This window comes from Blastococcus sp. HT6-30, assembly GCF_039729015.1.
Taxonomy (GTDB): Bacteria; Actinomycetota; Actinomycetes; order Mycobacteriales; family Geodermatophilaceae; genus Blastococcus.
This window is the reverse complement of sequence record NZ_CP155792.1, coordinates 483,438-505,861: the sequence shown is the minus strand read 5'-3', so window position 1 is coordinate 505,861 and position 22,424 is coordinate 483,438. Positions and strand designations below refer to the sequence as shown.

The window sequence follows — 22,424 nt, the reverse complement described above, 5'->3', positions numbered from 1 at the left end:
GGCGCCGACCTGTCCCTGCGGGCGGGGCAGGAAGGCGACCGATAGGCTCCTGGGGTCTCCGTGCCACCGATCCCGCGGTGGCCGGCACGGTCCTGCTGGAGGTCGACGGCTGTGAACCGCGCTCTGCGCGCCGCCACGATGGGCGTTCTGCTCCTCTCCCCGCCCGCGCTCGCCGCGTGCAGCGCGGGGCAGGTGACGCAGACCGCCACCCAGGAGCGCGACAAGGCCGGCGCCATGGCCCAGGTCGGCGACATCACCCTGCGCGCCGTCAACATCGCCTACCCCGAGGGCGGCGCGTACGAGGCCGGCGACGACGCCACCCTCGAGCTGGCCATCGTGAACGGCTCCAACGAGGCCGACACGCTGACCGGCATCACCGGCGAGGGGTTCGGCGAGGCGGTCATCGACACCGCCGCGGCCTCGCCGTCCACCAGCGCGGCGCCGCAGGCGCCGACCCCCTCCGGCGGCGGCGCGGGGGCCGCCGACGAGCTCGAGATCCCGGCCCGCTCCACCGTGTTCGTCGGCGCCGAGGGCGGCCCGGTGATCACGCTGACCGACCTGGACCAGGCGCTGACCACCGGCCAGCGCGTCGAGCTGGTCCTCACCTTCGAGAACGCCGGCGAGGTCAGCGTGGGCGCCCCGGTGGCCACGCCCGACGAGGTCCTCGAGCGCGACGAGTCCTTCGACTTCCACCAGGAGGAGCACGGCGAGGGGGCCAACCAGCGGGACACCGAGGTCGCCGGCGGCGGAAACCCGGAGAACGTCGACGAGCAGCACGGCTGACCCCTCCCCCGCACCACCGGTGGACGGCGGCTCCTCCCGGGGAGCCGCCGTCGCGCGTTCTCCGCGGAAGTGTCGGTAGCCGCGGTTAGCGTCCAGCCCGTGCCCGCCCCCGGAGTGAAGTCCGCTCGCCCCGCCCACCGCTGCACCGAGTGCGGCCACGCATCGGCCAAGTGGGTCGGGCGCTGCCCCGAGTGCCAAGCCTGGGGCACGCTGCAGGAGACCGGCGCCGCGGTGAGCGGCCTCCGCGCCGTCTCCGCCGGCCAGGTCAGCGCCCCGGCCCGGCCGATCGCCCAGGTGGAGCTGGCCGGGGCCCGCGCGGTGCCCACGGGCATCGCGGAGTTCGACCGTGTGCTCGGTGGCGGCCTGGTGCCCGGCGCCGTCCTGCTCGTCGCCGGCGAACCGGGGGTCGGCAAGTCCACCCTGCTGCTCGAGGTCGCCCAGCGCGTCGCCGCCGCCAACGGCCCGGCGCTGGTCGTGTCCGGCGAGGAGTCCGCCGGGCAGGTGCGGCTGCGGGCCGAGCGGATCGGCGCCCTGCACGACCAGCTGTACCTGGCCGCGGAGACCGAGCTGTCCGCCGTGCTGGCTCACGTGGAGGCGGTCAACCCCTCGCTCCTGGTCCTCGACAGCGTGCAGACCGTGCGCTCCCCCGCCGTCGAGGGCACCGACGGCGGCTCCACCCAGGTGCGCGCCGTGGCCTCGGCGCTCACCGGCGTGGCGAAGAGCCGCGGCATGACGACCATCCTGGTCGGCCACGTGACGAAGGACGGCGCCATCGCCGGTCCCCGCACGCTCGAGCACCTGGTCGACGTGGTCATCTCCTTCGACGGCGAGCGGCACTCCACCCTGCGCCTGGTGCGGGCCACCAAGAACCGGTTCGGCCCCGCCGACGAGATCGGCTGCTTCGAGATCGGCGACAGCGGCGTCGTCGGCGTTCCCGACCCGTCGGCGCTCTTCGTGTCACGGCGGGCCGATCCGGTTCCCGGCAGCTGCGTCACCGTGACGCTGGAGGGCAGCCGGCCACTGGTGGCCGAGGTCCAGGCGCTGGTGGCGAGCACCGGCGGGGGCGGGTCCCCGCGCCGCGCCGTCAGCGGGTTGGACGGGCAGCGGGTGGCCATGGTCAACGCCGTGGTGGAGCGGCGCGGGCGCGTGAAGCTCGCCGATGCCGACGTGTTCGCGGCCTCGGTCGGTGGCGTGCGGATCGCCGAGCCGGCGGCCGACCTGGCCCTGGCCCTGGCGATCGCGTCCGCCGCCAAGGACACCCCGCTCCCCGCCGGCATGGTGGCCCTCGGCGAGGTCGGGCTCTCCGGCGAGATCCGGCGGGTGGGCGGGACCGGTCGCCGGCTGGCCGAGGCCGCCCGCCAGGGATACCGGGTCGCGCTCGTCCCCCCCGACGCCGGCAACGCCCCCGCAGGCATGCGCCTGATCGAGGTCCCCGACCTCGGAACGGCCTTCCACAAGCTGTTCTGAGCCCGTAGGGTCTCGTATCGAGAGGTCGCCCACCGGGGCGGCCACCCCGAGCGCGCCCGGACCCCTCTCCGGGGACGTAGACTCAGCCCCCGTACCACTCGACCGTCAGGAGCGCTCGTGCCCGCCGCTGTGGACCCCGAGGTCGCTCTGCGCGAGCTCCTCGGCCGCATCGCCCCTGGCACGGCGCTGCGCGACGGCCTCGAGCGCATCCTCGCCGGACGCACCGGCGCGCTGATCGTGCTCGGCTACGACCGCGTGGTCGAGTCGCTGTGCACCGGTGGGTTCGCGCTGGACGTGGCGCTCTCCGCGACCCGGCTCCGCGAGCTGGCGAAGATGGACGGCGCGGTGATCGTCTCCTACGACGGCAGCCGCATCGTCCGGGCCGGCGTGCACCTCATGCCCGACCCGACGGTCCCGACGGAGGAGTCGGGCACCCGGCACCGCACCGCCGAGAGGGTCGCCGTGCAGACCGGCTTCCCGGTGATCTCGGTGAGCCAGTCGATGCACATCATCAGCGTGTACGTCACCGGCCGGCGGTACACCCTCGAGCACCCGACCACCATCCTGGCCCGCGCCAACCAGGCGCTCGCGGCGCTGGAGCGCTACAAGCTGCGCCTCGACGAGGTCGCCAGCACCCTCTCCGCACTGGAGATCGAGGACCTCGTCACCGTGCGCGACGCGATGAGCGTCAGCCAGCGGCTGGAGATGGTGCGGCGCATCGCCGACGAGATCGAGGGCTTCGTCGTCGAGCTCGGCACCGACGGGCGACTGCTCGCCCTGCAGCTCGACGAGATGCTGGCCGGCGTCGAGGAGGACCGCGGTCTCCTGGTGCGCGACTACCTCCCGCCCAGCGGCCGCCGTCCCCGCACCATCGACCAGGTGCTCACCGACCTGCGCGCCCTGACGGCGACCGAGCTCCTCGACCTCTCGGCCGTCGCCCGCTGCTACGGGCTCCCCACGTCGCCGGATGCGCTGGACTCCCCCGTCAGCCCGCGCGGCTACCGCCTGCTGGCCCGGGTGCCCCGGCTGCCCGCGGGCATCATCGACCGGCTCGTGGACCACTTCGGCGGTCTGCAGAAGCTGCTCGCGGCCACCATCGAGGACCTGCTGGCCGTGGAGGGTGTCGGTGAGGCCCGGGCCCGCGGCATCCGCGAGGGCCTGTCGCGGCTGGCCGAGACCTCGATCCTCGACCGCTACAGCTGAGCGAGGACCACGTCTCCCTCACCGGAGCACGAGCGGGGCGTCGCCGGAGACCTTGGTGTCGAGACGGCCACGCAGCACGTAGGCGCCCGGCGGCGGAGTCACCCGTTCGGCTGCGCAGCCGGGCTCGCTGGTCAGCCCACCCCAGACCACCGGGAAGACCACCGACTCCCCCGGCGCCAGGGTGCGCGGATCGCTGCTGCTCTCCGGGAAGCAGTCGTTGCTGCCCCAGACCCGGGCGCCCGCGGCGTCGACCATCACCAGCTCCTGCAGCTGCTTGTCCAGCGGCCGCACGCAGGGCACCGACGAGGTGTTGACCACGACGAGCTCGAACGTGGGCTTGCTGCCCACCGCCGCCTGCCCAGGGGTGCGCACCTCCAACCCGAGCATGTCGTCGGTGCAGGGCCCACCCGGAGCGGGTCCGGCCGGCGCCTCGGGGGTCACCGGCGGCGCGGTCACCGGCTCGGTCGAGGGCGGCTGGACCTGCTCCACCGGGGGCACGACCCGCTCGAGTGCCGGCAGCTCCGCCGGCTCGGTCGCCGAGACCTCCGTCCGAGCGGTCACTTCCTCGCCCGACAGGAAGCGGACGGTCAGCCACACCAGGCCGGCGAGGACCGTCAGCAGCACGGCCAGCACGACCAGCCGGCGCCGCCAGTAGACGGCGGCGGGCAGCGGGCCGACCGGGTGCAACACGCCGGGAACGGTAGTGCGCCCGGTGGGGCCCGGTCCGCTCGGCACGCCGCGCCGTCGGCACGGCAGACTGGGTGACCGTGACCGGTCCGTCCCCCACCTCCGGCTCCGAGCCCGCCGGCGAGACGATCGTCGACTGGTACGCGACCGCCGCACGCGACCTTCCCTGGCGGGCCGCGGGTGTCGACCCGTGGGCCGTGCTGGTCAGCGAGGTGATGCTCCAGCAGACCCCTGTGGCGCGCGTGGAGCCCGTGTGGCGCGCCTGGCTGCAGCGGTGGCCCACCCCCGCTGATCTGGCTGCCGCACCGCCGGCCGAGGTGATCCGGGCGTGGGGCAAGCTCGGCTACCCCCGCCGCGCCCTGCGGCTGCGCGAGGCGGCGATCGCCGTGACCGAGCGGCACGGCGGCGTCGTCCCGGCCGACGTGGCGGCGCTGGAGGCGCTCCCGGGCGTCGGGACGTACACCGCCCGGGCGGTCGCCTGCTTCGGCTACGGCCAGCGGCAGCCGGTGGTCGACACCAACGTCCGCCGCGTGGTCTCGCGGCTGGTGCACGGTCGCGTGGAGGCGGGGAACCCCCGGGCCGGCGATCTCTCCGACATCGCCGCCCTGGCACCGGAGGACGACGCCCGCGCCGTGCGCTTCTCCGTGGCCGTGATGGAACTGGGGGCGCTCGTGTGCGTCACCGGCACGCCGAGGTGCGGCGCGTGCCCGGTGCGCGACCGGTGCGCCTGGCGGCTGGCCGGCTCGCCGGCGCACGACGGGCCGGCCCGGCGGGTGCAGAAGTTCGCCGGTACCGACCGGCAGGTGCGCGGACGGCTGTTGGACGTCCTGCGCGCCGCCTCCGAGCCCGTGGACGCCGCCGCCCTGGAGCCGGCGTGGGACGACCCGGCGCAGCGCAGCCGCTGCCTGGACTCCCTGCTCACCGACGGGCTGGCCGAGCAGACCGAGGACGGCCTCTTCCGCCTCCCCGGCGACCATGGTGATCATGGTGATCCGGGCTCAGGGGGTGGATGCAACACCTCCTCAGCCCGGGTGACCTGATCGTCACAGGGGCCGGAGGACGACAGACGACAGGGCCGCCCCCACCTCGCGGTGGGAGCGGCCCCTGTCGTCGGTGCTACCGGGTCACTCGGCCTGGGCCGAGGAACCGTTCTCGTCACCGTCGGCGCCCGAGAGGGCCACCGGCGGGGTGTCGGGCAGGTCGAGCGGCTTCGGCTCCCCGCGGAAGGTGAACTTCTGCGCGGGACCCTCGGCGTCGTCGACGTCGACCACGATGATCTGGCCGCTGGCCAGCTCGCCGTAGAGGATCTTCTCGCTCAGCGCGTCCTCGATCTCGCGCTGGATGGTCCGGCGCAGCGGCCGGGCACCCAGGACGGGGTCGAACCCGCGGGCCGCCAGCAGCTTCTTCGCCGCCGGGGTGACCTCGATCGCCATGTCCTTGTTCTTCAGCTGCGTCTCCAGCCGGCCCAGCATGAGGTCCACGATGTGGACGATCTCGTCCTCGGTCAGCTGGTGGAACACGACGATGTCGTCGATGCGGTTGAGGAACTCCGGCCGGAAATGCTGCTTGAGCTCCTCGTTGACCTTGAGCTTCATCCGCTCGTAGTTGCTCTGGTTGTCGTTCCCGGCCTGGAAGCCGAGACCGACGGCCTTCGAGATGTCCCGCGTACCGAGGTTGGTCGTGAGAATCAGGATCGTGTTCTTGAAGTCCACGATCCGACCCTGACCATCGGTGAGCCGGCCGTCCTCGAGCACCTGCAGCAGCGTGTTGAACACGTCCGCGTGCGCCTTCTCGATCTCGTCGAAGAGGACCACCGAGAACGGCTTGCGCCGCACCTTCTCGGTCAGCTGACCACCCTCGTCGTAACCGACGTAACCGGGAGGGGCACCGACGAGGCGGGACACGGTGAACTTGTCGTGGAACTCACCCATGTCGATCTGGATGAGCGCGTCGTCCTCACCGAACAGGAACTGCGCCAGAGCCTTCGCCAGCTCCGTCTTACCGACACCCGAGGGGCCGGCGAAGATGAACGAACCACCCGGACGGCGCGGGTCCTTGAGGCCCGCACGCGTGCGCCGGATCGCCTGGCTGACGCTCTTGATGGCCTCTTCCTGGCCGATGATCCGCTTGTGGAGCTCGTCCTCCATGCGGAGCAGACGCGTGGTCTCCTCCTCGGTGAGCTTGAAGACGGGGATGCCGGTCCAGTTGGCCAGCACCTCGGCGATCTGCTCGTCGTCGACCTCGGCGACGACGTCCATGTCGCCGGCCTTCCACTGCTTCTCGCGCTCGGCCTTCTCGCCCAGTAGCTGCTTCTCGGTGTCGCGCAGCGACGCGGCCTTCTCGAAGTCCTGGGCGTCGATCGCCGACTCCTTCTCGCGGCGCACAGCCGCGATCTTGTCGTCGAACTCGCGCAGGTCCGGCGGGGCGGTCATCCGCTTGATCCGCATCCGGGCGCCGGCCTCGTCGATCAGGTCGATCGCCTTGTCCGGCAGGAAGCGGTCGGAGATGTACCGGTCGGCCAGCGTCGCAGCGGCCACGAGGGCGCTGTCGGTGATGCTGATCCGGTGGTGCGCCTCGTACCGGTCGCGCAGCCCCTTCAGGATCTCCACGGTGTGGGCGAGGGTCGGCTCGCTGACCTGGATGGGCTGGAAGCGGCGCTCGAGGGCGGCGTCCTTCTCCAGGTGCTTGCGGTACTCGTCCAGCGTGGTGGCACCGATGGTCTGCAGCTCACCCCGGGCGAGCATCGGCTTGAGGATGCTGGCGGCGTCGATCGCACCCTCGGCGGCACCGGCCCCGACGAGGGTGTGGATCTCGTCGATGAACAGGATGATGTCGCCGCGGGTGCGGATCTCCTTGAGGACCTTCTTCAGCCGCTCCTCGAAGTCACCGCGGTAGCGGGAACCGGCGACGAGCGCGCCCAGGTCGAGGGTGTAGAGCTGCTTGTCCTTCAGCGTCTCGGGCACCTCGCCCTTGACGATGGCCTGCGCCAGCCCCTCGACGGCGGCGGTCTTGCCGACGCCGGGCTCGCCGATGAGGACCGGGTTGTTCTTCGTGCGGCGGGACAGCACCTGCATGACCCGCTCGATCTCCTTGGCCCGCCCGATGACCGGGTCGAGCTTCTGGTCGCGCGCGGCCTGCGTCAGGTTCCGGCCGAACTGGTCGAGGACCAGCGAGGTCGACGGGGTGCCCTCGGCGGGCCCGCCGGCGGCGGCCGGCTCCTTGCCCTGGTAGCCGCTCAGCAGCTGGATGACCTGCTGGCGCACGCGGTTGAGGTCGGCGCCGAGCTTCACCAGGACCTGGGCGGCGACGCCCTCGCCCTCGCGGATCAGGCCCAGCAGGATGTGCTCGGTGCCGATGTAGTTGTGGCCGAGCTGCAGCGCCTCGCGCAGCGACAGCTCCAGCACCTTCTTCGCCCGCGGGGTGAAGGGGATGTGACCGGACGGCGCCTGCTGGCCCTGTCCGATGATCTCCTCGACCTGCTGGCGGACGCCCTCGAGCGAGATGCCGAGGGACTCCAGGGCCTTGGCGGCGACGCCTTCACCCTCGTGGATCAGGCCCAGGAGGATGTGCTCGGTGCCGATGTAGTTGTGGTTGAGCATCCGGGCCTCTTCCTGGGCCAGGACGACGACTCGACGGGCTCGGTCGGTGAACCGTTCGAACATCTGCTGCTTCTCCTCTGACCGGCTGGTCCGGCACTGCCCTCCCCGTTCTGGGGAGGAGCACCCGACGTCCGTCGGCGCGCGGGGGCACCGGTCTTTCCACTGTAGTCGCGGACCACGCCGCCCCGTCGTGACGCGACGGTGCGGTGGATGGCTGCCCGGTGCAACGGGCCCCACCCGGGTGGTGTTCCGCCCCCGTTACGCCGTGAGCGGACGACGCGGAAGGCCCCGGCAAGCGAAGCTTCCCGGGGCCTTCCGCGTCCCACCGCGGGCAGCGCGGCGGTTCGTGCTGCAGGAGGATCAGCCCGCCGTGAGGCGGTCCGCTCCCCAGCGGAGCTGCGTCAGTGGGCGGCCTCGTAGGCCTCGACGACGCTGGCGGGGATGCGGCCGCGGTCGCTGACGGCGTGACCGTTCTTGCGGGCCCAGTCGCGGATGGCGCCGGCCTGCTCGCGGTCCATGCGCCCGCCGCCACCGGTGGCGCGTGTCCGGCCACCGCCGGAGGCCCGACCGGCGCCCCGGCCGACCTTGCGGGCCGCAGAGACGTACCGGGCGAAGACGTCACGCATCTCCTGGGCGTTCTTCTCCGCCAGATCGATCTCGTACGAGGTGCCGTCGAGCGAGAAACTGACGGTCTCGTCGGCCGGGAGATTCTCGTCGAGGTCGTCGCTCAGGATGACCTGGACCTTGCGTGCCATTCGTTCCTCGCTAATCGCTGCGGCTGGTGAGCCGGACGGAAATAGCACCCGGCGGGTGCGAGGACCATTAGAGCACGGAGAACTGTTTTCCCGTAATGGCGGAGCGCTCGCCGCCCTAACGGATGACGCCGGAGCTGCGGACCTAATCAGGAACTGATCGGGCGGACCAACGGGAACAGTATCGTCTCACGAATTCCGAGACCGGTCAGGGTCATCATCAGGCGGTCCATGCCCATGCCCATGCCACCCGTCGGCGGCATTCCGTACTCGAGCGCCTCGAGGAAGTCCTCGTCGACCGCCATCGCCTCGGGATCACCGGCCGCGGCGAGCGCCGCCTGCGCGGTGAACCGTTCCCGCTGCACGACCGGATCCACGAGTTCCGAATAGGCGGTGGCCCGTTCGATGCCACCGATGTACAGATCCCACTTCTCGGCCACGCCGGGTGCCGACCGGTGCGCGCGGGTGAGCGGCGAGGTGTCCACCGGGTAGTCGATGACGAAGGTCGGCGCCTCCAGCGTGTGCTGGACGAGCGCCTCGAAGAGCTCCTCGACCAGCTTGCCGTGGATCCAGGCGGGGTCGACGCCCACGTCGTGCCGCTCGGCGAGCTCGCGCAGCCGCTCGATCGGCGTCTCCGGGGAGACCTCCTCCCCCAGCGCCTCGGACACCGCCGTGTAGAGCGGGATCTGCGGCCACTCGCCCGACAGGTCGACCTCGGTGCCGTCGTGGTGCCGGGCGACGTGGTCGCCGAAGAGCGCCTCGGAGCACTCCTGGATGAGCTCCCGGGTGACCGTCGCCATCACCTGGTAGTCAGCGTAGGCCTGGTAGGCCTCGAGCATCGCGAACTCCGGGGAGTGCGAGCTGTCGGCGCCTTCGTTCCGGAAGTTCCGGTTGATCTCGAACACCCGGTCCAGGCCCCCGACGATGCAGCGCTTGAGGAACAGCTCCGGTGCGATGCGCAGGTAGAGGTCGAGGTCGAAGGCGTTCATGTGGGTGCGGAACGGCCGGGCGGCCGCTCCCCCGTGCACCGTCTGCAGCATCGGCGTCTCGACCTCGAGGTAGCCGCGGGAGCGCAGGCCGGCGCGCAGGGTCGACATCACGGTCGCGCGCTGGCGCACCGTGCGCCGGGCCTCGTCGCGCACGATCAGGTCGACGTAGCGGCGGCGGACCCGCAACTCCTCGCTCATCGGCTTGTGCGCCACGGGCAGCGGGCGCAGCGCCTTGGCGGTCAGCTGCCAGGAGTCGGCGAAGACCGAGAGCTCGCCCCGGCGGGACGTGCCGACCTCGCCCGTGACGAACACGTGGTCGCCGAGGTCCACGTCGGACTTCCAGGCCGCCAGCGACTCCTCGCCGACGCGGTCGCGGGAGAGCATCACCTGCAGCTCGGCGTCCCCCTCGCGCAAGGTGGCGAAGCAGAGCTTGCCGGTGTTGCGGTAGAAGATCACGCGGCCGGTGACGCCGGCCCGCTCGCCGGTCAGCGTGTCCGGCTCCAGGTCCGGGTGGGCGGCCCGGATGTCGGCGAGCGTCGTCGTCCGGGGGACGCTCACCGGGTACGGGTCGACGCCCGAGTCGCGCAGCCGGTCCAGCTTCGCCCGGCGGACCCGCATCTGCTCCGGCAGCTCCTCGCCGCCGTCGTCGCCGCCCGTCCCGTTCGGTCCTTCGTCGGTCACGGGAGCCCAGCCTACGGGGCGCCCGCCCGCCGCTCGGCGGCCTGCTGCCGCTGGAAGGCCAGTCGCAGCCCGTGGACGGTCAGGTCGGGTTCGCGCTCCCGGATCGACCGGCAGCTGTCGACCAGCAGCGGGGCCAGCCCCCCGGTGGCGACCACGACCGGCGGGGTGCCGAACTGGGCCACGACCTCCGCCGCGATGCGGGCGACCAGCCCATCGACCAGGCCGGCGAAGCCGAGCACGAGCCCCGACTGGAGCGCGGCGACGGTGTTCTTGCCGATCGCCTGGGGCGGGCGGGTCAGCTCGACCGAGCGCAGTTGCGCGGCGCGGTTGGCGAGCGCGTCCCGGCTGACCTCGACGCCGGGGGCCAGGGCCCCGCCGAGGAACTGCCCGTCGGGGCCGACGGCGTCGACGTTGGTGGACGTCCCGAAGTCGACGACGACGACCGGTCGGCGGCCGCCGTCGGGCGACCGCCCGAACATCTCCGCGGCCGCCAGGGCCGTGACGACGCGGTCGGCGCCCACCTCGCGCGGGTTGTCCACGTGCAGGGGGACGCCGGTGCGCACGCCGGGGCCGATCAGCACCACCGGCACCTCGAGGGAGTCCAGCAGTTGCCGCAGCGCCGGCAGCAGCGCCGGGACGGTCGAGCAGGCGGCGACGCCGGTCACCTCGGTGTCGCGCAGCAGACCCCGCCAGAGCATGCGCAGCTCGTCGGCGGTGGACCGCGGCGCGGTGGTCACCCGCCAGGACCCGACCCGCCGGTCGCCGTCGAACGTGGCGAGGACGGTCTGGCTGTTGCCGACGTCGACGGTCAGCAGCACGGCCGTGCGCTCACCGGACGGGCACGCCGAGGTCGCTGCGCCGCTGGTCGGGAGCCCCGGGCACCGGGGCCGACGGGTCCCCGCCGAGCTCGACGACGCGGTTGGCGCCGTCGACGTGCACGACCTTCGGGATGTAGCTCTTCGCCTCGGTCTCGTCCATGACGCCGTAGCTGATCAGGATCACCATGTCGCCGGGGTGGACGAGGTGCGCGGCGGCACCGTTGATGCCGAGCACGCCGGTCCCCCGCTCACCGGGGATGACGTAGGTCTCCAACCGGGCGCCGTTGGTGATGTCGACGATCGCGACCTGCTCGCCGGGCAGCAGGTCGGCGGCGTCGAGGAGATCCTCGTCGACGGTCACCGAGCCCACGTAGTGCAGGTCGGCCTGGGTGACCGTGGCGCGGTGGATCTTGGACTTGAGCATCGTGCGCATCATCGGGTCTCTCCCAGCTGGATCGTGATGTTGTCGAGGAGTCGGGTGCTGCCGGCGCGGACGGCGACCAGCAGCCGGGCGGGGCCGGTGGCGGGCGGCGGCCCCAGGTCGGTATCGGTGAGTTCGAGGTAGTCCTGGACCAGCTGCGGCGCATCGGCGAGCACGCCCCGCGCGGCGGCGAGGACGGCGTCGGCCCCCTGCCGTCCGGCCGCGGCACCGGCCCGCAACGCCCGGTTCACCACCACGGCCGTCCGGCGCTGCTCCGGGTCCAGGTACCGGTTCCGGCTGGACAACGCCAGGCCGTCGTCCTCGCGGACGGTGGGCACGCCGACGACCTCCACCCCCAGGGCCAGTTCCCGGGCCATCGCCCGGATGAGCGTGAGCTGCTGGTAGTCCTTCTCGCCGAACAGGGCGAGGTCGGGGCGGACCAGGCCGAACAGCTTGGCGACGACGGTGAGCACCCCGGCGAAGTGACCGGGTCGCACCGCACCCTCCAGCACGCCGCCGAGCGGGCCGGGGTCGACGGTCACGCCCACCGCGCCGGGCGGGTAGACCTCCTCCACCGGCGGGTGGAAGACCACGTCCGCGCCCTCCTCGGCGAGCGCGGCCAGGTCGGCGTCCCAGGTGCGGGGGTAGCGGTCGAAGTCCTCACCGGGGCCGAACTGGGTCGGGTTCACGAAGACGGAGACGACGACGCCGCCGGCGCGCGCACGGGCGTTCCGGACCAGGGTGCGGTGCCCCTCGTGCAGCGCACCCATGGTCGGCACCAGGGCGACCGGGCCGGGCAGCCCGGCCACCAGGTGGCGTAGCTCGGCGACGGACTCGGCGACGGCTGGGCTGGGGGTGGTGGGGCGGGTCGGCGGCTGGGCGCGGACGGCGCTCACCGCGAGCCGGCCGGGTCGTCGGAGCGCGCGCTCGGCGGGGTGGTGGGGTGGGTGGACCGACGCAGCAGGTCCAGCAGCGGCGCGGCCTCGTGCGCCTTGAGCCGGCCTGCCTCGAGCGTCCGCTCCACGGTGCGCTGGGCCATGGCGACGTAGGCGGCCACCGAGTCCGGGGCGCGCTCGGCGAGGGTGGCCAGGTGGTGGGCGACGGTGCCGGCGTCCCCGCGGCTGACCGGCCCGGTGAGCCCGCGGTCGCCCCGGCGCAGGCCGTTGTCGAGGGCGGCCCCGAGGAGGGGGGCCAGCACCCGGGCCGGCTCGCTCACACCGGCGGTGCGCAGCAGGTCCGCTGCCTCGGCCACCAGGGTGACCAGGTGGTTCGCGCCGGTGACCAGCGCCGCGTGGTAGAGCGCGCGGTCGACCTCGGCGACGAAGAACGGCTCGCCGCCCATCTCGAGGACCAACGTCTCGGCCACGGGGCGGTGCTCCGGGCGGCTGGTGACGCCGAAGGGGGCGAGGGGGAGGCGGTCGGCGTCCTCGGGCGCGCCGGTGAAGGTCATCGCGGGGTGCAGCGCCAGGGGAAGGACCCCGGCCTGCTCCGCGGGGGCGAGGACGGCGAGCCCGTGGGCGCCCGAGCTGTGGAACGCGAGCTGACCGGCGCGCCACGCACCGGTCTCGGCGAGCCCCGCGACGAGACCGGGGAGAGTGTCGTCCGGTACGGCGAGGACCACCAGGTCGGCGGCGGAGACCACTGCGTCGGCCGGCAGCAGCGGAACACCGGGCAGCAGCCGGGCGGCGCGCTCGGCGGAGGCGGCAGAGAGGCCGGAGGCGGCGACGACCTCGTGGCCGGCGGCGGCGAGGGCGGCGCCGAGGACGGCACCGACGCGGCCGGCGCCGATGACGCCCACGCGGAGGCGTGCGGGCGCGTCGGACGGACGGAGGGGCGCGTGGGCGGGGCCCAGCGTCGGACGGGCGGTCCTGCGGGCAGCAGGCATCGGTGCACCTCTCGTTCCAGTCCCTGGCGGGTACCGGACGTCGGGCGCGATCTCCGCGGTCGAAGATCGCGGTCGTGCAGGGTGGTGCGGGTCGTGCCGGCCGGCGTCCGCTGCAACCGTGTGTGTCACGCGGGTGACCTGCCGGTGGCGAGTCTGTGTCGAGTGTGCGCCCGCCGCAACGCCTCGTTGCTGTGTGCTGGCTCACGCCCGCGGTGGCCCCCGGCGGGCGGGCCCTGGCGGGCGGCCGAACGGCCCCGCCCCCTACCGTGACGGCCTGCACATCGGCGAGGGAGGCAGCGTGCACACGTTCGAGGGACGCACCGCACTGGTCACCGGCGGCAGCCGGGGCATCGGCCTGGGCATCGCCCGGAGCCTGGTCGACCGCGGGGCCCGGGTGGTGCTCACCGCCCGCAAGCCCGACGCGCTGGCCGAGGCGGTCGAGACGCTGGGCGGCCCGGAGGTGGCCGTGGCGGTGGCCGGCAACGCCGGCGACCCGGAGCACCGGGCGACCGCCGTGCGCACCGCGGTCGAGACGTTCGGCAGCCTGGACGTGCTCGTCGGCAACGTCGGCATCAACCCCGCCTACGGACCGCTCATGGACCTGGACCTCGATGCCTGCCGCAAGATCCTCGACACCAACGTCGTGGCCTCGCTGGGCCTGGTGCAGGAGGCCTGGCGGGCCTGGATGTCCGAGCACGGCGGATCGGTGCTCTTCGTCGCCTCCGTGGCGGGGCTGCGGTCCTCGCAGCAGATCGGCGCCTACGGCGTGAGCAAGGCGGCGCTGATCAACCTGACCACGCAGCTCGCCGTGGAGCTGGCGCCGAAGGTGCGGGTGAACGCGGTGGCACCGGCGGTCGTGAAGACCCGGTTCGCCGGAGCCCTGTTCGAGGGGCGCGAGGCGGAGGCCGCGCAGGCCTACCCCATGGCCCGCCTGGGAACGCCGGAGGACATCGGCGAGGCCGCGGCCTACCTGCTGGGCGACGGCGCCGGCTGGGTCACCGGCCAGACGCTCGTGATCGACGGCGGCGGGCTCTCGCGCGGCCCCCGCTGAGACATCAGCGGCCGAGAACCCGGGCCAGGACGTCGTCGGAGTCGCCGTCCTCCCGGTAGCGCCGCCGGCGGCGACCGCCCGACGACGGGCTGACGCCGTTCTCCGCGAGGATCTGCGCGAGCCGGTCGGAGGTGCCCGGACCCGGCACCCCGTCCGTCTCCGGTCGCGGCGCCGCCCAGTGCGGCGTCACCGCCGGGTGCGCGGTCGTGGGCGCCGCCTCGCCGGGCAGGGGGGCCACGGACCCGTCCGTCCGCCGGCGGCGCGGGGCGTCCTCGGCCGGGGTCGCCGGGGGGGCGGCAGGCTGCGCGGCAGAGGGCGGAACCACCGAGGAGGCGACGGTGACCGGCAGGTGGGCGTCGGCCGAGTGCTGCGACCAGCGGAAGCCGGGGTACGGGTCTCCGTCGTGCGCGGCGGCCCGGTCGTGCCGGCCGAAGGCCACCGGCTCCCGCGCCGGGACGGGCGGCGCGGCCGGTGCGGCGGGTGCCGGAGGCGCGGCGGGTGCCCGGCGGGCGGGGGCCGCCGGCACCGGCGGGCGCACCGCGGCCGGCGGCGGAGCTGCGGCCGGCGGCGGAGCTGCGGCCGGCGGCGGGGGCGTCACGGGCACGGGCGTGGGAGCCGGCGGGGACACCGCTGACCACGTGCTCGTGCGCACCTGCTCGAACTGCCGGGTGGGGCGCGGCTCGTCCAGCCGGATCGCCGGCCAGCCACCGGTCAGCTCCCGGGGTGGCGCCTCGTCGGCCCAGGTCGCCCCGCCGTCGAGGGTCCGGGCCGGCCCGTCGAGGCCGGCCGCCTCGCCCGGCAGCCGGCTCGCCTGGGTACGCATGACGATCCGCTCGACCAGCATCTCGCTGGACAGCTGCTCGGCCAGCTCCGCGCGCAGCCGGCCCATGTCCTCGCGCAGCGCGGCCAGTTGGCCCAGCTCGCCCGCGAGACCGGTCAGCGTGGCGACGTCGTCCCGGAGCGCGGCCACCCGCGCCACCTCCTCGCGCAGCCCGCCGAGTGCGGCGAGGTCCCCGCGCAGGGCCGACAGCCGCGCCACCTCGTCGCGCAGGCCGGTCAGCGCGGCGAGGTCCCCGCGTAGGGCGTCGAACTCCTCGCGCATCGTGCCCTCGGTCTCGCGGCGCAGCTGGTTCTCCAGCTCGAGCTCGTACTCGCGGCGCGCGGCGACCTCGCGCTCGAGCTCGAGCTCGTAGGCGCGGCGCAGGTCTGCCTCCCGTGCCGCGGCGCGCACCCGGTCGGCGCCGCGGCGGCCCGCGGCGAAGGTGGCGAGCACGAAAGCCCAGGCCACCGCGACGACGGCGACCCGCAGCAGCTGGGCGTCGTCGGTGAGGAAGACCACCGACGTGGCGCCGACGGCGAGCAGGAACCCACCGGCCTGCAGCAGCGTCCGGGCACCCAGGAGGGTAGGGCCGCGGGCGACGTCGTCGTCCTCACGGCGGGGCATGAGGCCAGCCTAGCGACGAGGGGCGCTCACGGGGAGGAGCCGCTCCTGCGCCGACCGTGGTCGGAAGTGCGACAGTGCTCCGGTGGACCTCTCGCTGCTGGACTGGCGCCGCCGCGTGGCCGCGCTGCACGCCGCCGTCCGGGACGCCGCCGATCCGGAGGCCGGCTGGCGGCAGTGGCGCTCGGGCCGCGACGAGCTGTTCGCCGGCCACCCCCAGTCACCGCTCGACACGGCCGCACGGGCGGCGTTCTCCGGCCTGCCGGTGGCCCCGTACGATCCGGCGCTGCGGTTCGAGCCGGCCCTGGAGCCGGCCGGACCGCTGCGCCTGGAGGTGCCCACGGCCGCCGACGGCGTGGTCCCGCTGGACCGGATCGGGGTGGTGACGCTGCCGGGCGTGGGCCGGCTCGACGTCTGGTGGGTGGCGCTCTACGGCGGCGGGGTGTTCCTGCCGCTGCGCGACGGCACCGCCGGCGGCACCACCTACGGCGGCGGGCGCTACCTGCTGGACACCGTCAAGGGCGCCGACCTGGGCGGGGCCGGTGACCGGCTGGTCGTCGACCTCAACTTCGCCTACCACCCGTCCTGCGCCTACGACGCGCGGTGGTCCTGCCCCCTCGCCCCGGAGGGCAACCGGGTCCTCACCCCCGTTGCCGCCGGGGAGCAACTGCCCCCCGGCGGCTGGTACCGGTGACGAGCTGGAACGACCCCCGTGCAGGGCCCCGACGCGAGCCTGCGAGCGTCGGGGGGCGCGGGGGTCCTTCTACTGCTGGGCGAGGGCGCCGTCGGAGCTGAAGACCAGGCCGAGGGAGACCTCGCCCTGCTGGATGGCGGCCTTGGTCAGCGGGCCACCGGCGTCGTACTCCTGGAAGCTCGCGAACTCCAGGCCGTAGGTCTCCTCCAGTCCCGGCTGGCACGCCGGCCGCGTCGGGCACTCGCCCGGCCCGCCGAGGATCAGCGATCCGTCCCCGCAGGCGTCGGCCAGCTCCGACAGCGTGCTGACGCCGACCTGGTCGGCGAACGCCTGGGTGACGGCGAAGGCGTTCTGGTCGGCCGCCTCGGCCGGCTCGCCGAACACCAGCCCGTAGCCCTCGGCCAGCGGCCTCAGCGCCTCGACGGTGGCCTCGACGTCGCCCGAGGCGACCTCGGTGCTGTCGTCCCCCTCGATGAACTCGGTGACGGTGGCGAGGTACTCGGGGAAGGCCTGGATCTCGCCGCGCTGCAGGGCCGGCAGGTAGAGCTCCCGGTTGCCCACGGTCTGGACGCTCGCGTCGAAGCCGGCCGCGGTGAGGACGTCGGCGTAGACGGTGGCCAGGATCTGCGACTCGGTGAAGTCGGCGGCTCCGACGACGATCGGGCCGCTCCCGCCGCTGACCCCGGAGTCCAGGCCCTGCTCGGCGACGTAGGCGGCGGCCACCTCGTCGACGGCCTGCCGCTCGACGTCGACGGCGGCGTTCATCTCGATCAGGTCGTCGGTGGTCAGGACCTCGGAGACGCTGTTCAGCGTCGGGAGCAGCGCCGGGTTGGCCTCGGCCGCGGCCGCGTTCACCGCCGGGATGATGTTGTCGGCGTTCTGCAGCTGCCGGTCGTCCTCGAGCACGACCAGCTGGTCGCCGGGGACGGGGGCGCAGGCATCACCCGACGCCTGGGCGTCACCGCCGGCCTCGCCACCGCCGGTGCCGGAGGAGCCGGACTCGCCGCAGGCCGCGGTGAGGGCCGCGGCCATGGCGAGGGGGGCGATGTATCGGATACGTGCGCGCATGAGCCCGCCTTCTGTGTCCCGTGACCGCCTTGTCGCAGTCACGCGTGTCTGGCGGGAGGACTCCCGCAGCCTCATCGAACCGCTCCGTTGCACGCAACGCAATCGAGTCGGCCGCCTGCGGGATTCCGTTACCGAGGCGTGATCAGAGGGGGACGCTGGACGACGTCGGCTCCGGGGTCGGGCCGCCCCGGCGGACCCGCAGGAAGGGCAGCCGCTTCTCCCCCGGCGTGAGCGCCCAGGACACGGCCACCAGGAGCAGCTCGGTGAGCACGGCGAGAGCGGCGACCAGGATCGCGCCGGCGACGACGGCGCCGTAGTCCTGCTGGCGGAACCCCAGCGTGATGATCCGGCCGAGCCCCCCGCCGGCCACCAGCGCGGCGAGCGTGGCCGTGGCCACGACCTGTACCGCGGCGGTGCGGACGCCGGTCATGAGCAGCGGAGCGGCCAGCGGCAGCTCCACCCGCATCGCCACCTGCCACCCCGAGAAGCCCATCGCCCGCGCTGCCTCGACGACGTCCCGGTCCACCCCGCGGAAGCCGACGTAGGTGTTGGTGAGGATCGGGGGGACGGCGAAGACGCCGAGCGCGATCGTCGTCGCCGTCGGCCCGAAGCCGATCGGGGTGACCGCGAAGACGGTGAGCAGTGCGAGCGTCGGCACGGCGCGGGACACGTTGGACAGCGCCACGGTGAACGCGCCCCCGCGGCCGGTGTGCCCCAGCGCGATCCCCACCGGCAGGGCCACCACCATGGCGGCCAGCACGGCGAGGACCGAGATCCGCAGGTGCTCGGCGAGCAGGTCGAGGATGCCGCCGGCCCGGGTCCAGTTGAACGGGTCGTTGAGGTACAGGAGCGCGTCGCCGAGCCGGTTCATGCCCGTGCCTGCCGGGCCCAGGGGGTGAGCAGGCGCTCGACGCCGGCCAGGAGCAGGTCGGCGAGCAGGGCGAGCAGGACGCAGCCCACGGCGCCGGTCACGATCTGCGCGCGGTAGAAGTTCGCGGCGAACCCGCCGGTGATCAGCTGACCGAGCCCGCCGTGGCCGACGATGACGCCCACGGTCACCAACGCCACCGTGGACACGGTGGCGACCCGGATGCCGGCCATGAACGCCGGCAGCGCCAGCGGGAGCTCCACCTGCCAGAAGAGCCGGACCGGCCCGTAGCCCATGCCCCGCGCGGCCTCCCGGACGTCGGCCGGTACCGCCTGCAGCCCGGCGAGGAAGTTGCGGACCAGGATCACCAGCGAGTACAGGACCAGGCCGATGAGCACCGTCGTCGCGGTGATGCCGGTGATCGGCGCGACGAAGGCGAACATCGCCAGCGAGGGGATCGTGTAGATCAGCGTGGAGAGCCCGAGGACCGGACCGGCGAGCCACCGGCTGCGGCGGGCCAGGAGGGCCAGCGGCAGCGCGATCAGCGCACCGAGGACCACGGCGGCGGTCGTGAGCCGGACGTGCTCGCCCAGGTACCCCACAATGGTGGTCCAGTTGGATGTCACGTAGGACGGGTCGAACCAGGGATTCGGCGCCGCATCGACCGCGAGCGGCTCGACGCTCGCCGCGCTCAGCACCGGGCGCCTCCCAGGAGGATCACCACGTGGACGCTACTTCGTCACCGACTCCGCCGCCGCCCCCTGCCGCCTCCCCCAGCGAGGCCGGCGGCGCTGCGGAGATCCGGCTCGAGGGGGTGAGCAAGGTCTACGCCGACGGCACCGTCGGCGTCGAGGAGCTCGACCTCACCTTCGCCGCCGGCGAGCTGACCGTCCTGGTGGGGCCATCCGGATGCGGCAAGACGACCACGATGAAGATGATCAACCGGATCATCGAGCCGTCGACGGGGCGCATCCTGATCGGCGGGGAGGACGTCACGCGGGCCGATCCGGTGCGGTTGCGCCGGCGGATCGGCTACGTCATCCAGAACGTCGGCCTCTTCCCGCACCAGACCGTGCGGGTCAACGTGGGCACCGTGCCGCGGCTGCTGGGCTGGGACAAGAGACGCACCCGCGCCCGCGTCGACGAGCTGCTCGACGTGGTGGGGCTCGACCCCGCCGTCCACGGGGACCGCTACCCCCACCAGCTGTCCGGCGGTCAGCGGCAGCGGGCCGGCGTGGCCCGGGCCCTGGCCGCCGACCCGGGCGTCCTGCTCATGGACGAGCCGTTCTCGGCGGTGGACCCCATCGTGCGGGAGCGGCTGCAGTCGGAGTTCCTGCGGCTGCAGGAGACCGTGCGCAAGACGATCGTCTTCGTCACCCACGACATCGAGGAGGCCGTGCGCCTCGGCGACCGGATCGCCGTCATGAGCCACGGCGGCCGGGTCGAGCAGTTCGCCACCCCCGCCGAGCTGCTGGGGAACCCCGCGACCCCCTTCGTGGCCGACTTCGTCGGTGCCGACCGGGGCCTCAAGCGCCTGGCCGTCACCGGCATCGACGCCGCCGACCTCGAGCACCCGCCGGTCGTGCACGTCGACGACGGGCTCGCCGACGCGCGCAGCGTGCTCGCCCGGAACGGCGCCCGCTGGGCCGTCGTCCTCGACGACCGGCAGGCGCTGCACGGCTGGCTGTCGGCCGACCGGGCCTCCGGCAGCGGCATCGTGCGCGACGCCGGCAGACGGATGGAGGCCTGGGTCCCGGTGGAGGCGTCGCTCAAGACTGCGTTCTCCACGATGCTCCAGCACGAGGCCGGCTGGGTGGCCGTGTTGGACGGCGACCGTTTCCTGGGCGTGCTCACCCCCGAGTCGCTGCATGCGGCCCTGCGCCGCTCGGTGGAGGGCCGGGCCCCCGAGACCGCCGGCGCGGCATCCGGGTAGGGGTGTCAGGGGCGCTCGCGCCGGTCCTCGAGCAGCGGGCCGGCCACGCGGTAGCGCGCGGCCACGAACGTGCCGCTGACCGCGGCGTCGACCAGCTCCAGGTCCAGCCGTCGTGGGAGCAGCGGCCGCCCCGCGCCGAGGGTCACCGGCGCGACGGAGACGACGACCTCGTCGAGCAGCCCGGCGTCGGCGAACTGGCCGGCCAGGTCTCCCCCGCCGACCAGCCAGAGGTGCCGCCCGCCCGCCGCGGCGGTCATCGCGTGGTGCACCGCACGGACGTCGCCCGAGGCGAACCGGACGTCGGCGCCCTCGCCGGCCGGCAGGTCGCGGCTGGTCATGACCCACGTCGGCAGCGCGAACGGCCACCCGTTCCCGGCGGCGGCCTCGTGCGCGAGGACCCACTCGTAGGTGGTCGATCCCATGACGAGCGCCCCGATCCCGGACATGAACGCGTCGAACCCGGACGTCCCGCCCTCGCCCTCCTCCTGCCGGAACAGCCAGTCGAGGGAGTCGTCGGGATCGGCGATCCAGCCGTCCAGGGTGGTGGCGGTGTAGTAGGTCAGCATCAAATTCCTCCAGGGGTCTCGCCGCGGCGGGCGCGGAGCCAGTCGATGGGGTCGCCGGTGTCGATGTCCCGGCCGGCGGAGCGCAGCAGGTGACGGACGAGCTGGCGGCGGTGCGCCGAGTACGTGAGCACGTGCGCGACGACGCTGCTGAGCACGAAGCTCTCCGGCGGCTCGCACAGCGCGTCGATCAGCCGGTCGTCCCAGCCGCCCCGCCGGTCGACGTCCCGCACCACGGCCAGCCAGCCCGGCGCCGCTGCGTCGTGCCGCTCCAGCAGCCGGGCCGCGCCGGGGTCGTCGTCGCGATCGGGCAGGTCGCGGCCCTCGATCGAGGCCAGCCAGACCTCCACCGTGCACACCAGGTGCTCGAGCACCGCCTGGACCGACTCCTCCGGGCCGTCCCACGGCTGCACCACCAGGCCGGGCAGCCGCCGCGCGCGGTACTCCTCGCCGGTCAGGCCCGCCGCGACCTCGATCAGGTGGCGGGTGTCGTCCAGCGCGTGCGCCACCAGCTGCTCGGTGAGCGGGTTCATGGCGTGCTCCGTGCTCTCCACCCACAGCGAGGTGGGCGGGTGGAAATGGATGCCGTTCGGCGCCGGCAGCCAGTGGCCGGTCGTCGCGTCGACCGTGCTGGGGGCCCGGCCGAAGGCCCGGGCGAAGGCGCGGCTGAAGCCCTCGACCGACTCGTACCCCGCGGCCCAGGCCGCCTCGGTGACGCTGCCGCCCTGCCGCAGCTGCCACGCGGCGCGCTCGAGCATCACCCGTCGCCGCATCGCCACGGGCGCCTCGCCGGCGTCGCGGGACAGCACCCGGCTGAAGTGGAACGGCGAGGCGTAGGCCTCGCCGGCCATCTCCGCGAGGGTGTGGTTGTCCTCGTCGAGCACGGCGTCGAGCAGTTCGCGCAGCCGGTCCCGTCCCGTCATGCGGTCCAGGGTGCGTCGCGGGGAGGCGGAGCTGCTTGACCGTTCTTGCGCCGTCCCCCGTACGGGCGGCGCATGTCCGGGCTAGGCCGACACCCCGGGCGCCGGCTCGTCGTCGGCCGAGCCCGGTGGAACGCGGCAGACCGACTCCAGCCACAGCGCGGCGGAGACCAGCGCCACGGAGGCCACCAGGCCGAGCAGCGCGGTGACGGTGTCGTTCCCGGCCGCCTGCAGCCGGCCGACCGCCGGACCGGTGTAGGCCAGCACGCCGAGCCAGATGCCGGTGACCACCGCACCCACGTAGGCGCTGGCCTGGGCCAGGACCGCCAGGCGGGCCACCAGCATCGGCTCCACCGGCCGCACCGCGGGCGCCCTTCCGTCGGTGGGGCCCCGGCCGGCGCGGGCCTCGCGCAGCGCCGACAGCCGGATCCGGAGGGTGCGGGCCCCCAGCGCCTCGGCGAGGGCGAGCACGGCCAGCGGCGCCGGCAGCCACCAGCGGAGCGGTGGCAGCTCCCCGTACCAGGTGCGCACGAGCAGCCACGCCGCCACGGCCAGCCCGAGGGCGAGCACGGCGAGGTCGGGGCGGCGGACGGGGGTCACG

General features: G+C 74.1%; 22 protein-coding genes. 7 read left to right on the top strand and 15 right to left on the bottom strand.

The annotated features are described in order from the left end of the window. The first annotated feature begins 111 nt into the window (after window positions 1-111). The 3 genes from ABC795_RS02345 (at window position 112) to disA (ending at window position 3,453) form a co-directional block, all read left to right on the top strand. Window positions 112-783 (top strand): copper chaperone PCu(A)C, encoded by a 672-nt coding sequence (locus ABC795_RS02345; protein ID WP_347059258.1) that lies wholly within the window; start codon window positions 112-114, stop codon window positions 781-783. Window positions 784-882: 99 nt separating this feature from the next. After that, the gene (gene radA / locus ABC795_RS02340; RefSeq protein ID WP_347059257.1) at window positions 883-2,250 is read left to right on the top strand and encodes a DNA repair protein RadA; all 1,368 of its coding nucleotides are present in this window, start codon (window positions 883-885) and stop codon (window positions 2,248-2,250) included. 117 nt (window positions 2,251-2,367) lie between these two features. Beyond that, window positions 2,368-3,453 carry a DNA integrity scanning diadenylate cyclase DisA gene (gene disA / locus ABC795_RS02335; protein ID WP_347059256.1) on the top strand — a complete coding sequence of 362 codons (1,086 nt, stop codon included), beginning with the start codon at window positions 2,368-2,370 and terminating at the stop codon, window positions 3,451-3,453. Window positions 3,454-3,471: 18 nt separating this feature from the next. Here the strand turns inward: disA and ABC795_RS02330 are convergent, their stop codons facing one another. After that, window positions 3,472-4,143, bottom strand: coding sequence for a MucR family transcriptional regulator (locus ABC795_RS02330; RefSeq protein WP_347059255.1), 672 nt, complete (start codon window positions 4,141-4,143; stop codon window positions 3,472-3,474). 77 nt (window positions 4,144-4,220) lie between these two features. On the opposite strand from ABC795_RS02330, the gene ABC795_RS02325 reads away from it, so the two are divergent. After that, window positions 4,221-5,180, top strand: coding sequence for an A/G-specific adenine glycosylase (locus ABC795_RS02325; RefSeq protein ID WP_347059254.1), 960 nt, complete (start codon window positions 4,221-4,223; stop codon window positions 5,178-5,180). Window positions 5,181-5,264: 84 nt separating this feature from the next. On the opposite strand, the gene ABC795_RS02320 is transcribed toward ABC795_RS02325, so the two are convergent. The 7 genes from ABC795_RS02320 to ABC795_RS02290 all read right to left on the bottom strand — a co-directional run bounded on the left by ABC795_RS02320 (window position 5,265) and on the right by ABC795_RS02290 (window position 13,285). Next, window positions 5,265-7,802 (bottom strand): ATP-dependent Clp protease ATP-binding subunit, encoded by a 2,538-nt coding sequence (locus ABC795_RS02320; protein ID WP_347059253.1) that lies wholly within the window; start codon window positions 7,800-7,802, stop codon window positions 5,265-5,267. 338 nt (window positions 7,803-8,140) lie between these two features. Beyond that, entirely contained in the window at window positions 8,141-8,494 is a 354-nt protein-coding gene (locus ABC795_RS02315; RefSeq protein WP_347059252.1) for an Lsr2 family protein, read from the bottom strand. Between the two features lie 146 nt (window positions 8,495-8,640). Next, window positions 8,641-10,161, bottom strand: coding sequence for a bifunctional lysylphosphatidylglycerol synthetase/lysine--tRNA ligase LysX (lysX, locus tag ABC795_RS02310; RefSeq protein ID WP_347059251.1), 1,521 nt, complete (start codon window positions 10,159-10,161; stop codon window positions 8,641-8,643). A gap of 11 nt (window positions 10,162-10,172) precedes the next feature. Further along, the gene (locus ABC795_RS02305; RefSeq protein ID WP_347059249.1) at window positions 10,173-10,979 is read right to left on the bottom strand and encodes a type III pantothenate kinase; all 807 of its coding nucleotides are present in this window, start codon (window positions 10,977-10,979) and stop codon (window positions 10,173-10,175) included. A 10-nt stretch (window positions 10,980-10,989) separates the two neighbouring features. Continuing rightward, window positions 10,990-11,415: an aspartate 1-decarboxylase gene (gene panD, locus ABC795_RS02300; protein WP_347059248.1), complete on the bottom strand. Its 426-nt coding sequence runs from the start codon at window positions 11,413-11,415 to the stop codon at window positions 10,990-10,992. Continuing rightward, window positions 11,412-12,296 (bottom strand): pantoate--beta-alanine ligase, encoded by an 885-nt coding sequence (gene panC / locus ABC795_RS02295; RefSeq protein WP_347059247.1) that lies wholly within the window; start codon window positions 12,294-12,296, stop codon window positions 11,412-11,414. Before panC ends, panD begins: the two co-directional genes overlap by 4 nt. Further along, complete coding sequence (locus ABC795_RS02290) at window positions 12,293-13,285, bottom strand: DUF2520 domain-containing protein (RefSeq protein ID WP_347059246.1); 993 nt, start codon at window positions 13,283-13,285, stop codon at window positions 12,293-12,295. Before ABC795_RS02290 ends, panC begins: the two co-directional genes overlap by 4 nt. 298 nt (window positions 13,286-13,583) lie before the next feature. On the opposite strand from ABC795_RS02290, the gene ABC795_RS02285 reads away from it, so the two are divergent. Beyond that, entirely contained in the window at window positions 13,584-14,336 is a 753-nt protein-coding gene (locus tag ABC795_RS02285) for an SDR family oxidoreductase (protein ID WP_347059244.1), read from the top strand. A gap of 4 nt (window positions 14,337-14,340) precedes the next feature. On the opposite strand, the gene ABC795_RS02280 is transcribed toward ABC795_RS02285, so the two are convergent. Next, window positions 14,341-15,780 (bottom strand): DUF6779 domain-containing protein, encoded by a 1,440-nt coding sequence (locus ABC795_RS02280; RefSeq protein WP_347059243.1) that lies wholly within the window; start codon window positions 15,778-15,780, stop codon window positions 14,341-14,343. An 82-nt stretch (window positions 15,781-15,862) separates the two neighbouring features. Here ABC795_RS02280 and ABC795_RS02275 point away from each other — a divergent pair, with 82 nt between their 5' ends. Beyond that, a complete protein-coding gene (locus ABC795_RS02275; protein ID WP_347059242.1) occupies window positions 15,863-16,471 on the top strand; it encodes a DUF1684 domain-containing protein in 609 nt (202 codons plus the stop codon). A 69-nt stretch (window positions 16,472-16,540) separates the two neighbouring features. Here the strand turns inward: ABC795_RS02275 and ABC795_RS02270 are convergent, their stop codons facing one another. The 3 genes from ABC795_RS02270 to ABC795_RS02260 form a co-directional block, all read right to left on the bottom strand. After that, entirely contained in the window at window positions 16,541-17,539 is a 999-nt protein-coding gene (locus ABC795_RS02270; RefSeq protein WP_347059241.1) for a glycine betaine ABC transporter substrate-binding protein, read from the bottom strand. Between the two features lie 142 nt (window positions 17,540-17,681). Further along, window positions 17,682-18,410: an ABC transporter permease gene (locus ABC795_RS02265; RefSeq protein WP_347059240.1), complete on the bottom strand. Its 729-nt coding sequence runs from the start codon at window positions 18,408-18,410 to the stop codon at window positions 17,682-17,684. Next, window positions 18,407-19,033, bottom strand: coding sequence for an ABC transporter permease (locus ABC795_RS02260; RefSeq protein ID WP_347059238.1), 627 nt, complete (start codon window positions 19,031-19,033; stop codon window positions 18,407-18,409). Before ABC795_RS02260 ends, ABC795_RS02265 begins: the two co-directional genes overlap by 4 nt. A gap of 98 nt (window positions 19,034-19,131) precedes the next feature. On the opposite strand from ABC795_RS02260, the gene ABC795_RS02255 reads away from it, so the two are divergent. Then, the gene (locus tag ABC795_RS02255) at window positions 19,132-20,340 is read left to right on the top strand and encodes an ATP-binding cassette domain-containing protein (RefSeq protein WP_347059236.1); all 1,209 of its coding nucleotides are present in this window, start codon (window positions 19,132-19,134) and stop codon (window positions 20,338-20,340) included. 5 nt (window positions 20,341-20,345) lie between these two features. On the opposite strand, the gene ABC795_RS02250 is transcribed toward ABC795_RS02255, so the two are convergent. The 3 genes from ABC795_RS02250 to ABC795_RS02240 all read right to left on the bottom strand — a co-directional run bounded on the left by ABC795_RS02250 (window position 20,346) and on the right by ABC795_RS02240 (window position 22,423). After that, window positions 20,346-20,906, bottom strand: a complete 561-nt coding sequence (locus ABC795_RS02250; protein ID WP_347059234.1) for a dihydrofolate reductase family protein — start codon at window positions 20,904-20,906, stop codon at window positions 20,346-20,348. Beyond that, on the bottom strand, window positions 20,906-21,826 hold the full coding sequence (locus ABC795_RS02245) for a helix-turn-helix transcriptional regulator (protein WP_347059233.1): 921 nt from the start codon (window positions 21,824-21,826) through the stop codon (window positions 20,906-20,908). The genes ABC795_RS02250 and ABC795_RS02245 overlap by 1 nt, the downstream gene beginning before the upstream one ends. Before the next feature lie 81 nt (window positions 21,827-21,907). Continuing rightward, the gene (locus ABC795_RS02240) at window positions 21,908-22,423 is read right to left on the bottom strand and encodes a DUF3180 domain-containing protein (protein WP_347059232.1); all 516 of its coding nucleotides are present in this window, start codon (window positions 22,421-22,423) and stop codon (window positions 21,908-21,910) included. Window position 22,424: the final 1 nt, after the last annotated feature.